The sequence below is a fragment of the Pararhizobium sp. DWP3-4 genome (assembly GCF_049898205.1).
GTDB lineage: Bacteria > Pseudomonadota > Alphaproteobacteria > Rhizobiales > Rhizobiaceae > Pararhizobium.
Genome location: NZ_JAFCXF010000006.1, coordinates 268488 through 280426 on the forward strand (window position 1 = coordinate 268488; position 11939 = coordinate 280426).

Below are 11939 nucleotides of genomic sequence, written 5' to 3' on the forward strand. Positions count from 1 at the left end.
CTTCATGTTCGGAATAGACATCACCATTCTGGCGATCGTTGCTCTCGTCGCGCTTTCGACGGCTGGGCTGGCCTATGGAATTCTGTTCACGCGCATCGAAACTGAAAAGAAAGCCGAGAGCCGCGTCCGCAAGGTCAAATCCGCCGAGGCCGACAGGGTCCAGGTCAAGGCTGCGCGCGACCGCATGAATGAGATGTCCAAACGGCGGAAATCGGTCCAGGATTCGCTGAAGGATCTCGAGAAGAAGCAGCAGGAAAAGTCTGCCAAGGCGAAGCCGAGTATGAAGGTCAGGCTAAGTCAGGCCGGCCTCAATATCTCGATCTCGCAGTTTTACATCGCCAGTGTGGTCTTCGGCTGCGTAGCCAGCTTCCTCGCGCTGATTGCCGGGATGCAGCTGCCGGTGATCGCCGGGATTTTTCTGGTCGGCAGTACCGGCATTCCGCGCTGGTTTATCAATTTCATGGTCAAGCGGCGCGCGAAAGCGTTTCTGAATGAGTTTCCGAATGCACTCGACATCATGGTGCGCTCGATCAAATCGGGCCTGCCGCTGAATGATGCCATCCGGCTGATTGCCAGCGATGGCATGGAGCCGGTCAAGACGGAGTTCAAGCGCATCATCGAAGCACAGCAGATCGGCCTGAATATTCCGGAAGCATGCGCGCGCATGTTCAACACCATCCCGCTGCCGGAGGTTAATTTCTTCGCCATTGTCATCGCCATCCAGGCGCAGGCCGGCGGCAATCTTTCCGAGGCACTCGGCAACCTTTCCAAGGTGCTGCGTGAACGCAAGAAGATGAAGGCCAAGGTTCAGGCGTTGTCCATGGAGGCAAAAGCTTCGGCCTGCATCATCGGTGCACTGCCGTTCATCGTTGCGTTTCTGGTTTACACGACCTCGCCGGACTACATGATGATCCTGTTCACGGACCCGCGCGGCCACCTCATCATGGCCTGTTCGGCGGTGTGGATGTCCATCGGGATCTGGGTCATGCGCAATATGATCAACTTCGACATCTAGGAAAGGGTCCGGCATGAACGAGGGCATGATCAGTACCCTGACAAATCCGAACGTTATCGTTGCCTTCCTGGTGGCGGTGGCGGTGCTGGCGACCTTCTATTCACTGGCCGCCCCCTTCCTGGAGCGCGGCAATCTGGAAAAGCGGATGAAGTCCGTTGCCACGGAGCGGGATGTGATCCGGGCACGCGAGCGTGTCCGTCTGAACGCTGAGATCAGCGGCGGCAAGGCATCGTTGCGGAGCCAGAACAATACCTCGGCCCGCCAGCTTGTCGAGCGGTTGAACCTGCGCAAGGCCCTTGTCGATGATAAAACGGTCAATCGCCTGAAATCGGCCGGTTATCGTTCCCAAAACGCGCTCAACATGTTTCTGGTCGCTCGTTTTTGCTTGCCGTTCCTCTTTCTTGCTGTCGGCGCCTTCTACATCTTCTTTCTGGGTTATCTTGCTGAAAAGCCGTTTATGATGAGGGTTCTGGCGGTTATCGGCAGTGCTTATCTCGGCTTTTATGCGCCCAACATTTTCATCTCCAATGCCGTAACCAAGCGGCAGGTTTCGATCCGCAGGGCATGGCCGAACGCGCTCGACCTGCTGTTGATCTGCGTGGAATCGGGTGTTTCGATGGAACTCGCGATGCGGCGCGTGGCCGACGAAATCGCTGAACAGTCGGCGCCGCTCGCGGAAGAATTGGTTCTGACCACCGCGGAACTGTCGTTTCTGCCAGATCGGCGCGTTGCTCTGGAAAATCTCGGCACCCGGACGGGGCTCGACGATGTGAAATCGGTGATGCAAGCTCTGATCCAGGCCGACCGTTATGGTACGCCCGTCGCGCAGGCCCTGCGTGTGCTGGCCCAGGAAAGCCGCGACCAGCGCATGAACGAGGCGGAAAAGAAGGCCGCGGCTTTGCCGCCGAAGCTCACTGTGCCGATGATCCTGTTCTTTCTGCCGGTTCTGATCGCCGTCATCCTCGGCCCGGCTGGCATCCAGGTCTCCGACAAATTCTGATCAGTTTCGACAGGATTACAAAGCACGACAGGAATTGCGCATGCGCATCTTCCGCGTGGTCATTCTGCATCGATTGCGTTGCTGAAGCTGGTTCGGCTGAGTGGAGCACGTTAGCGTTTCGCGTTATGAACGCATGGCCGGTGGGATGCCGGGTACAACGCTATCGCGTTGATACGGCAGCTTGTTTCTGCCGCAAGGTAGCCAGCCTGATCTCAGTTCGTGCCCTTGTCATCCTTGGCCAGTTTCTGCCAGGCGTTTTGCTGCGACATGATCGAGCGCAGATATTTGACATTGGCTTCGGCCTGATCCGGCGAAAGCTCTTGGCGAGCTATCTGTTCGGCCTCGGCAAACCGTCCTTGCAAGCCGACGGCAAGCGCCAGGTTCTGCCGGACGCTGCTGTCGGCGCCAGGCTGGCTGACGGCTGATTTCAGGTAGGTTTCCGCCGTCTTCAAATCCTTGTTCAGCAGATAGGACATGCCGAGATTGGACAACACCGTCGGTTCGTTCGGCTGGATGTCGAGGGCCTCGCGGTATCGCTGGCGTGCTTCGCCGGCGCGGCCGAGTTGATCGAGGATCGCGCCTTCGGCTGATTTCAGTTTCCAATCCGGGCGGTCAGGCGTCTGGGCACGGGTAATCGTGTTCAGAGCCTGCTCCAGCTGGCCTGCTGCGGCTTGCGATTTTCCATAGGCGGCAAGAACCTCGCGGTCGGTTGGGAAATTGATCGCCACCTGCTGCATAACGGCCAGTGCCTGGTCGTTTCGGCCGGTCATGCGCAGCATGTTGGCATAGTTCAGCCCGGCCGCGCGATCTTTCGGATTGCGCTCATAGGCTTTGCCGATACTTTCCGCTGCGGCTGCAAGCTCGGTTGCGTTCATCGACTGGACGGGTTTGGAAAAACTGGCGGAGGGGATAGAGCCCGTCGTCAGCTCCTTCTTCTGCGTGCCGCAACTGGCCAGCGTCAGCGCGAGGATCACCATTGCGGTTCCCCGCAGGAGCCGGTTATTCGAAAAAGACGTCTGTCCGTATGAATTCATCGCCAATGCCCCTCAGCATTTTCTAAAGCACCGGAAAAAATCCCCAACTATCGGCGCAATCTTCACTCCAGCAATAATCTGTTAACCCTAACAGAGCGTTAATCGGGTGATTCTGCACCATTCCTTCCGAAGGATTTTCATGGCCTCCTATCAATTCATCGACCGTCCATCGCCGTTCAATACCAGCGGAGGCAAAACCCTGCCGATTTTCGCGGTAACGCCGGCCCATATCGATATCGGCGCCATAGATCCGATCGCGCTTGACTGGGCCCGTAAGGCTGGCTTCAAGGCCGAGCCCGGCGCGGTCCTGCTGATCCCCTCGGAAGACGGTCATCTTGGCGGCGCACTGTTCGGGCTCGGCGCCAACCCCTCGGAAGCGCCGTTCCTGACGGGTAAGCTGGCACGCACGTTGCCGGCCGGAAAATGGCATATCGAGACTGCACCGCTGACGGCAAACCGGTTAGCGTTGGGTTACGGCCTCGGCTCCTACAGTTTCGACCGCTATAAGGCGGCGGTCAAGGAAGCACCAACCCTGATGATTCCGGCCGATGCCGATGCCGCCGATATCAAACGGCAGCTCGCAGGCGTGTTTCTCGCCCGCGACCTGATCAACACGCCGACCAATGACATGGGACCGGATGCTCTGGAAGAAGCATTCCGGGGATTGGGAGAGCACTACAAGGCCAAGGTCTCGGTCGTTTCAGGCAACGATCTGCTGAAACAAAATTTTCCGCTGATCCACACGGTTGGCCGCGCCAGCGCCGAGGCACCCCGCCTGCTTGAGTTGCGCTGGGGCAAGAAAGGTCACCGCAAGGTGACGCTGGTCGGCAAAGGGGTGTGCTTCGATACCGGCGGCCTTGATATCAAGCCTGCCTCTTCCATGCTGTTGATGAAGAAGGATATGGGCGGGGCGGCCAATGTCATGGGGCTCGCCCTGATGATCATGGACGCGAAGCTGAAGGTCGATTTGCGCGTGCTGGTGCCAGTCGTCGAGAATTCGATCTCCGCCAATGCTTTCCGCCCAGGCGACATCTACCGCAGCCGCAAGGGCCTGACAGTCCAGATCGACAACACCGATGCCGAGGGACGGTTGATCCTTGCGGATGCGCTGGCCTATGCGGACGAAGAAGAGACCGATCTGTTGATCGACATGGCGACACTGACAGGCGCTGCCCGGGTCGCGCTTGGTCCCGATCTGCCGCCCTTCTACACCGACGACGAAGATCTGGCTCATGACCTGACGGAATCGAGCCTGACGGTCGATGATCCGATGTGGCGCATGCCGCTCTACAAGGGCTACGAGAAGGATATCTCGGCCCGCATCGCCGACCTTACCAACGCGCCTTCTGGCGGCATGGCCGGATCGATCACCGCTGCCTTGTTTCTCAAGCGCTTCGTCACCAATGCCAAGAGCTGGGCCCATTTCGATATTTTCGGCTGGGCACCGGCTGAGCGCCCGCATTCGCCCCTTGGCGGCGAGGCGCAGGCGATCCGTGCGCTGTATCATTTGATTGCCAACGGCAAGAAATGATCTCCGGCCACTGCTTGATATGAGCATGGCCCCGTCCGTCCGGACAAGGGGCCATGCTTTAATCAATCTATCCGAAACCGGACAGCCTATTCGTTGATCAGCCGCTTCAACAGTTCGATCTCATGCGACAGCTTGGTGTCGCCGGTGATCAGGTCCTCGATCTTGCGGACCGCGTGCAACACGGTGGTGTGATCGCGCCCACCAAAACGGCGGCCGATTTCCGGGAAAGAGCGGGGCGTCAGGGTCTTTGCCAGATACATGGCAATCTGGCGCGGCTTGACGATGACACGGGTGCGGCGGTTGGACACCAGTTCCTGGCGCGAGACGTTGTAGTGCTTGGCAACGACACGTTGGATGTCCTCGATGCGGACCCGGCGTGGCTCGCCGGCATTGACCAGATGGCCGAGCAGCTCATCGACGCGCTCGATCGACAGCGTCGGCTCAAACGAGAGCCGGAAGAGCAGCTGGTTGAAGGCGCCTTCGAGTTCACGGCCGCTGGCGGTGATGTTGCGTGCGACGTGGCTGAGGATGTTGGCGGGAATGTCGAGCGACGCATCGTCCAGGCGGACGACCTCAAGGCGGCGCTTGAGGATTTCGAGACGCATCTCGTAATCCGGGCCTTCCATCTCGATGGCGACGCCGCCCTGCAGGCGTGAGCGAACGCGTGGATCAAGCGATTCCAGCTCCCACGGCGCGCGGTCGGCAGCAACGACGACCTGTTTGGCGCTGTCGAGCAGCATGTTGAGAAGGTGACAGAATTCGTGCTGGATCGACTTGCCCTGCAGAAACTGCATGTCGTCGATGACCAGAAGATCGATGTTGCGCAGAGTTTCCTTCAAGGACAGCGCATCATTGTCGCGAATGGCTGTTGCAAAACGCCACATGAAATATTCCGCCGTCAGGTAGACGACGCGGGGTGCGCGCGCACTCTGGATCGCGGCAGTCGCGATCGCCTGCAAAAGGTGGGTCTTGCCGAGGCCGACCGTCGAATGAATGAACAGCGGGTTGAAGCGCACGGCGCCGGCACCGGCTTCAGCGATCGTCTTGGCGGCTGCAAGGGCAACGCGGTTCGAGGAACCTTCGACGAAGCTCTCGAATGTATAGCGTGAATCCAGTGGCGAACCGAACAAGGGGCCTGCAACCGGCTGCATTTTCTGAAGATTGCCGACCGTGTTTGCCGCGTGATGGGCAAGAGACTGCGGCGCAGAACGGCGCGACGATGCGGGCGTGGCCGTATCGCTTTGGTTTGCCTGCACCACATCCTCTTGAAGACCGGGCCGCGCGCTGCGCGTTGCACTGCGCACGACAATCTCCACCTTCAGGATCTCGGCATCTTCCTGCTGGAAGATATTGGTGATCTGGTCGAGGTAACGGTTGTTGATCCAGGATTTCAGGAAGGTCGTCGGAACAGAAAGCCGCACGACACTCTTGGAAACGGATTGGAGCTTCAGCCGGCCAAACCAGCTGGCAAAAACATCAGGACCGACCTGGGCCTTCAAACGCGCACTGACCCGCTCGAAAAGTGCGCTCTGCATCACGTCGCCCTTTTCTCCCGTCGTCCCGTCAGACTGTTTTACCGAAAGCTGACGTGCATTCTCCCCATTTTCAAATACGATCGCCGCCGTCACCGAATTACCAAGCATATTGCCGCCTTCCAATATCATTCCGCGACGCCGACATTGCTGCCGGCGTCAGCCTTTATGTCTGTCTCGTGCGGCCCTTTTCAAAGGCATGCCGCCCAATTCAAACGCTCTCCGCACCGTAAGAGGAATCCTCATCCTCCTCTCGTGGTCCGGTTTCGTGCAAAATCCATTTGGCATGGCCAAACGCATGTCCCGCTTGCACATTTCATTCCAGTGTCCGGTCAGGCCTCGTGTCCTTTCCGGGTCCGTCCATTTCTGAACCGGCCATCCCGACCCTCGTTAAAAGAAGGGCAGGCCAGTTTGTCGATAATGCGTCCTCATCCGCATATCGGCGACCGTCGATGCAACAGGCAGCAAAAGCCGCTATGTGCATTGTCCGGCGTATCAAGCAGCCTCGATCATTCACAACCAGAAGTCACGGAGTGTCATTCCGGGCAAACATATTGCACAGCTGAAACCGCTCTGTTCTGATTGATGGAACGTTGTGGAACCACCCCGTTACAAAAGGTTTAAGTGAAATTATGCCGCCTGTTGAAAGGCTGCCTTTTCATCTTGTCCACAGGTATGTCCCGCGCCTTCTGTGGAGGCATTTAGGCAGGATCGTGGCGCAAGATCAATCGCGATTTTTAACACTTGCGAAGGCTCGGGCGTTGACTCTCATAGCGTGTCCTGCATGGACCCTAGCCCGGCGGAAGAGAATCGCTTTTGAATCAAGGGCTTTGAATTTCAGACCGGAACTTAGCTGGCGAAAAACAAAAAAAATAAAAAATATCTTGACTCGTTTGGAGCCTCAAAAGGCCCGGCCAAGACGCGGGTGAGTCTGAGGCTCCTCCCGCAACTGTTTGTTTTTATTTAAAAATTTCTGTCATTGCGATGACACAATAACTTGCACAAGGATTAACCATCGGTGCGCCGGAAGTGCGAATCTGAAAAGCCCGGTCATGGACCGGGCTAAATCATTGACCATATTTTAATAAGCCGGCTTAAGCCGAAAGCGACTTTACGCGGCTCGCGAGACGCGAAACCTTGCGCGATGCCGTATTGGCATGCAGCACGCCCTTGGTAGCGGCGCGCATCAGTTCCGGCTGGGCTGCCTTGAGGGCTGCCTGGGCAAGAACCTGGTCGCCGGAAGCGATGGCTTCTTCAACCTTGCGGATGAAGCCGCGAACGCGCGAACGGCGGGACTTGTTGACTTCCGTGCGGCGGGCGATCTTGCGGGTCGCTTTTTTCGCCGAAGTTGTATTGGCCATTTGGTGTCTCTCTTCGAAATCTGACAAAAACTCTCTACCGCCGTGCCGGGTCACTGCGACCTGTCGTCCAAGCAAGTAGGGAGCAATATCGGAAAACCTTGGAGCGGCTTTCCAAACTGTGGGCGGCATATAGCCTTAAACACTGCCTGCGTCAACGCGCTATTTTCGAAAACGCGGCTAGAGGGACTCCCCGGCCGGGTCCGCTATTTCTGGCATTTCGGGCAATAAAAGGTCGATCGGCCGGCTTGAACGACACGGGCGACGGTTCCGCCGCAGCCTAGCGTGCGGCAGGGCTCGCCTTCGCGATCGTAGACGGAGAACGAATGCTGGAAGTAGCCCAGCGTGCCGTCCGTCTGGATATGGTCGCGCAACGACGACCCGCCGGCAGCAATGGCATCGGCAATGACGGCGCGGATCGCCTCGGTCAGGAGCACCAGCGTCGCCTTTGGCTTTCCTTTGCGATCCACCAGCGTGCCCGCAGCCCGCAGCGGCGAAAGGCCGGAGCGCCAGAGTGCCTCGCAGACATAGATATTGCCGAGGCCGGCAATGTTCTTCTGGTCGAGCAGCGCCGACTTCAGCGGCTGCGCCTTGCCGGCAAAACGCGTGGCCAGATAGGCGGCATCGAGCACGTTGCCGGTCGGCTCTTCCCCGAGCTCTCGGAAGAAGGCGTGGTTGCTCAACACGTCGCGCCGGGCAAGGTCCATGAAGCCGAACCGGCGCGGATCGTTATAGATGACGCGGGCCGGGCCTTTTGCCCCCTCCAGATGGAAAACGACGTGATCATGCTTTTCGCTTTTGCCGCGCGGATGATGGAAATCACCGGGCGTCTCGGAAAGCGGACCGTCTTCCACCCTAAAAGATCCGGACATGCCGAGATGGGCGATAATCACGTCGCCACCCTCCAGGTCGATCAAAAGGTATTTTGCCCGCCGCCCCAGCGAGACGATGCGCCGTCCCGAGACCAGCGTTGCGAAGTCGGCCGGAAAGGGGAAGCGCAGGTCCGGACGGCGCAACTCGGCCCGCACCAGCAGCGCGCCTTCCATTGCGGGCGTCAGGCCGCGTCTCACCGTTTCCACCTCGGGAAGTTCCGGCATTCCTATCTCCTCACCATGCGCCAACCGACCGGGTCATTTGGCAATTCCATTCGCAGCGTACATATCCTATAGCAAGCCAGTTCTGCAGCAGGTCGGCTTTAACCCCGGGCGCGAATGCCGCAGGCCGCGATCTGCCGCAGAGATAGCGTGGATGAAACGAATTCGCTATGCTTGGCACAACAGCGATTGAATGGAGTAGGCCTTGATGACTGGTGAGCGCACCTCTGCCGATGGCGGCATGGAAACCTCCTACGGGTTTCGCCAGGTTGGCCAGGGCGAGAAACAGGCGCTCGTCAACGACGTCTTCCACAAGGTTGCCAAGCGCTACGATATCATGAACGACGTCATGTCCATGGGGCTGCACCGCGCCTGGAAGGACGCCATGATCGCCGCGCTCAATCCGCGCCGGTCCGATGATTACAAGGTTCTCGACGTTGCCGGCGGCACCGGCGACATCGCTTTCCGGATTGTCGAGGCATCGGACCGCAAGGCGCATGCGACCGTGCTCGATATCAACGGTTCGATGCTCGGCGTCGGCGCCGAGCGCGCCGAAAAAAAGGGCCTTTCGCCCAATCTCACCTTCGTCGAGGCCAATGCGGAGGAACTGCCGTTCGAGGCCAATTCCTTCGACGCCTACACGATCGCCTTCGGCATCCGCAATGTGCCGCGCATCGATGTGGCGCTGTCGGAAGCCTACCGCGTCCTGAAGCGCGGCGGACGGCTGCTGGTGCTGGAGTTTTCCGAAGTCGAGATGCCGTTGCTCGACAAGGTCTACGATGCATGGTCGTTCAACGCGATCCCGAAATTCGGCCAGATGGTCACCGGCGAGGCCGAGCCCTACCAGTATCTGGTGGAATCGATCCGCAAATTCCCCAACCAACGCGATTTCGCCGCCATGATCACCAAGGCCGGCTTCTCGCGTGTCACCTATACCAATTACACCGCCGGCATTGCCGCGCTGCATTCCGGCTGGAAGATCTGACGCATGATAGCCATTCTCGTGAAGCGTTCTGAGGGGCTGCCCCGGCGCTGCGGTAAGCCGCTATGAGCACGCCTGGAGCCTATCTTCGCCTTGTCCGCATCGGCTGGGTTCTGGTGCGCGAAGGTGTCGTGTCGGCGCTGCCGTCCGAAGATCTGCCGCCGTTGCCGAGAGCCGCCCAATCCTTCGCGGGCCTGTTCGCCCGCCGCGGCGCCAGAAGTGAGGTTCGCAGCGACCGGCTGGCCCGGGCAATCGAGCGGCTCGGGCCTTCCTATGTGAAGATAGGCCAGTTTCTTGCCACCCGTCCGGACGTGGTCGGCGCTGATTTTGCCGAAGATCTGTCCTTCCTGCAGGATCGCATGGCGACCTTTCCAGTGGAGGAAGCGCGCGCCGTTGTCGAAGCCTCTCTTGGCCGTCCGGTTGCCGATCTCTACTGCCATTTTGGCGACCCGATCGCCGCCGCCTCGATCGCGCAGGTACATCCGGCCATGGTGCTGAAGGATGGCGTCGAGCAAAAGGTTGCCGTCAAGGTCATCCGCCCCGGCGTTCGCCAGCGGTTTGCCCATGATCTGGAGGCGATGTTTCTCGTCGCCGGGCTGCAGGAGCGTTTTCTGCCCAATAGCCGCCGCCTGCGGCCGGTTGAGGTGACGAAGACACTGGAGCAGACCACCAAGATCGAAATGGATTTGCGGCTTGAGGCCGCGGCCCTTTCGGAGCTTGGCGAAAATGCGGCTGATGATCCCGGCTTCCGGGTGCCGAAGGTCGATTGGGAACGCACGGGCCGCGACGTCGTGACGATGGAATGGATCGACGGCACCAAGATGTCGGATGTCGACGGCTTGCGCGCTGCCGGCCACGATTTGGATGCACTGGCCGATACGCTGATCCAGTCCTTCCTGCGCCATACCCTGCGTGATGGTTTCTTCCATGCCGACATGCACCAGGGCAATCTGTTCGTCGATCCACAGGGCATGATCGTCGCGGTGGATTTCGGCATTGTCGGCCGGCTCGGCAAGAAGGAGCGCCGCTTCCTTGCCGAAATCCTCTATGGCTTCATCACCCGCGATTACCGGCGTGTTGCAGACGTGCATTTCGAGGCGGGCTACGTGCCGTCTCACCACAATGTCGCGAGCTTTGCCCAGGCGATCCGCGCCATCGGCGAGCCGATCCACGGCCAGCCGGCCGAAACCATTTCGATGGCCAAGCTTCTGACGCTGCTGTTTGAGGTCACCGAACTGTTCGACATGGAGACGCGGCCGGAACTGGTCATGCTGCAGAAGACCATGGTCGTCGTCGAGGGTGTCGCCCGCACGCTCAATCCACGCTTCAACATGTGGAAGGCGTCCGAGCCGGTCGTTGGCGCCTGGATCCGCGACAATCTTGGCCCCAAGCGCATTCTGGGAGATGTCAAGGAAGCTTTTCATGCGGCCGTCAGGCTTGCCGAGGCCGCACCCGAGATCGCCGCCAAGACGGAGAAGTTTTCGCGCGAGATCACCGCCATGGCGGAGAACGGCATGCGTTTCGACGCCGAGACCGCCGAAGCCATCGGCCGCGCCGAGGCACGCCACAGCCGTTCGGGCCGTGTGGCGCTTTGGGTGATCGCACTAACACTGGTCGTTATCGCATGGCGGGTTTTTTGAGCTTGCCTTCGCCGCCACGTTCGTTCAATTTCAGGACATGAACAGCGTGGCCAGCACCCTTATTGTGACCTGCACTGACCTTTCGGGGTGCGCGGGATCGGTGCTGGGCTAAAAGCGCTTTCATCTTGTGGACCCTGCCGAGGCAGGTAGGGTCGCAAGCTTCTTACCTCCTCGCATTCGAAGATGAGGACGTCATGAAGCAAACAGAAAACTCTCCCGCGTTACCCTTAAGCAGCGAACTGCTCATCCGGGCCTCGCGTCCCGGCGACTATGAACAAATGGCCGTTATGCTGAACCAGCCGGGTGTGCGGCGGGGAACGTTGCGCCTGCCCCATACGCGTCCGGAGGAGGTCCGCTCGTGGTTGGAGAAACCGTCCGACAGAGGGCTTCAGCTGGTCGCGGAAAGGGACGGTGTCATTCTGGGTGCAGCCGGGCTCCATCGTCAGGCGGGAAGGCGGCATCACGCAGCAATGCTCGGCATGAGTGTCCACGACGCCTACCAACGGCAGGGCATCGGCAGGGGCCTATTGCTCGAACTCATCGATGCGGCTGACAACTGGCTGAACATCGCCCGCATCGAACTCACCGTCTTTACCGACAATGCAGGAGCAATCGCGCTCTATGAGGGTGCCGGCTTTGTCACTGAGGGCATTCACAAAGCTTATGCGTTTCGCGACGGAGCGTTTGCCGATGTGCTCGCCATGGCACGGATCAAAACACCGGCCGGTTGACGCCCTGTTCTTTGGGAACCGC

General features: G+C 59.3%; 10 protein-coding genes. 6 read left to right on the forward strand and 4 right to left on the reverse strand.

Annotation, left to right across the window (positions count from 1 at the left end):
• The first annotated feature begins 4 nt into the window (after positions 1–4).
• Together ACP7E6_RS17515 and ACP7E6_RS17520 are read left to right on the forward strand one after the other, a co-directional pair.
• Entirely contained in the window at positions 5–1015 is a 1011-nt protein-coding gene (locus tag ACP7E6_RS17515; RefSeq protein ID WP_426231014.1) for a type II secretion system F family protein, read from the forward strand.
• Between the two features lie 13 nt (positions 1016–1028).
• Entirely contained in the window at positions 1029–2015 is a 987-nt protein-coding gene (locus ACP7E6_RS17520) for a type II secretion system F family protein (protein WP_426231015.1), read from the forward strand.
• Between the two features lie 212 nt (positions 2016–2227).
• Here the strand turns inward: ACP7E6_RS17520 and ACP7E6_RS17525 are convergent, their stop codons facing one another.
• Positions 2228–3049 (reverse strand): tetratricopeptide repeat protein, encoded by an 822-nt coding sequence (locus ACP7E6_RS17525; protein WP_426231016.1) that lies wholly within the window; start codon positions 3047–3049, stop codon positions 2228–2230.
• A 139-nt stretch (positions 3050–3188) separates the two neighbouring features.
• On the opposite strand from ACP7E6_RS17525, the gene ACP7E6_RS17530 reads away from it, so the two are divergent.
• Positions 3189–4580, forward strand: a complete 1392-nt coding sequence (locus ACP7E6_RS17530) for a leucyl aminopeptidase family protein (RefSeq protein WP_426231017.1) — start codon at positions 3189–3191, stop codon at positions 4578–4580.
• A gap of 86 nt (positions 4581–4666) precedes the next feature.
• Here ACP7E6_RS17530 and dnaA read toward each other — a convergent pair whose 3' ends face one another.
• The 3 genes from dnaA to mutM all read right to left on the reverse strand — a co-directional run bounded on the left by dnaA (position 4667) and on the right by mutM (position 8567).
• Positions 4667–6118 (reverse strand): chromosomal replication initiator protein DnaA, encoded by a 1452-nt coding sequence (gene dnaA / locus ACP7E6_RS17535; protein ID WP_426231184.1) that lies wholly within the window; start codon positions 6116–6118, stop codon positions 4667–4669.
• A gap of 1088 nt (positions 6119–7206) precedes the next feature.
• Positions 7207–7473: a 30S ribosomal protein S20 gene (gene rpsT, locus ACP7E6_RS17540; RefSeq protein WP_068951970.1), complete on the reverse strand. Its 267-nt coding sequence runs from the start codon at positions 7471–7473 to the stop codon at positions 7207–7209.
• A 203-nt stretch (positions 7474–7676) separates the two neighbouring features.
• Positions 7677–8567 (reverse strand): bifunctional DNA-formamidopyrimidine glycosylase/DNA-(apurinic or apyrimidinic site) lyase, encoded by an 891-nt coding sequence (gene mutM, locus ACP7E6_RS17545; protein ID WP_426231018.1) that lies wholly within the window; start codon positions 8565–8567, stop codon positions 7677–7679.
• 205 nt (positions 8568–8772) lie between these two features.
• Between mutM and ubiE the strand changes: the two genes are divergently transcribed.
• From ubiE to ACP7E6_RS17560, 3 genes are all read left to right on the forward strand, one after another.
• A complete protein-coding gene (gene ubiE, locus ACP7E6_RS17550; protein ID WP_426231185.1) occupies positions 8773–9549 on the forward strand; it encodes a bifunctional demethylmenaquinone methyltransferase/2-methoxy-6-polyprenyl-1,4-benzoquinol methylase UbiE in 777 nt (258 codons plus the stop codon).
• A 62-nt stretch (positions 9550–9611) separates the two neighbouring features.
• Positions 9612–11186: a 2-polyprenylphenol 6-hydroxylase gene (gene ubiB / locus ACP7E6_RS17555; RefSeq protein ID WP_426231019.1), complete on the forward strand. Its 1575-nt coding sequence runs from the start codon at positions 9612–9614 to the stop codon at positions 11184–11186.
• 194 nt (positions 11187–11380) lie between these two features.
• On the forward strand, positions 11381–11917 hold the full coding sequence (locus tag ACP7E6_RS17560) for a GNAT family N-acetyltransferase (protein WP_426231020.1): 537 nt from the start codon (positions 11381–11383) through the stop codon (positions 11915–11917).
• Positions 11918–11939 lie beyond the last annotated feature (22 nt).

Bases quoted from the DNA above. Each gene is read 5' to 3' on its own strand.
- ACP7E6_RS17525 (WP_426231016.1), bottom strand. From the start codon at position 3,049: ATGAATTCATACGGACAGACGTCTTTTTCGAATAACCGGCTCCTGCGG.
- mutM (WP_426231018.1), bottom strand. From the start codon at position 8,567: ATGCCGGAACTTCCCGAGGTGGAAACGGTGAGACGCGGCCTGACGCCC.
- ubiE (WP_426231185.1), top strand. From the start codon at position 8,773: ATGACTGGTGAGCGCACCTCTGCCGATGGCGGCATGGAAACCTCCTAC.
- rpsT (WP_068951970.1), bottom strand. From the start codon at position 7,473: ATGGCCAATACAACTTCGGCGAAAAAAGCGACCCGCAAGATCGCCCGC.
- ACP7E6_RS17530 (WP_426231017.1), top strand. From the start codon at position 3,189: ATGGCCTCCTATCAATTCATCGACCGTCCATCGCCGTTCAATACCAGC.
- ACP7E6_RS17515 (WP_426231014.1), top strand. From the start codon at position 5: ATGTTCGGAATAGACATCACCATTCTGGCGATCGTTGCTCTCGTCGCG.
- ACP7E6_RS17520 (WP_426231015.1), top strand. From the start codon at position 1,029: ATGAACGAGGGCATGATCAGTACCCTGACAAATCCGAACGTTATCGTT.
- ubiB (WP_426231019.1), top strand. From the start codon at position 9,612: ATGAGCACGCCTGGAGCCTATCTTCGCCTTGTCCGCATCGGCTGGGTT.
- ACP7E6_RS17560 (WP_426231020.1), top strand. From the start codon at position 11,381: ATGAAGCAAACAGAAAACTCTCCCGCGTTACCCTTAAGCAGCGAACTG.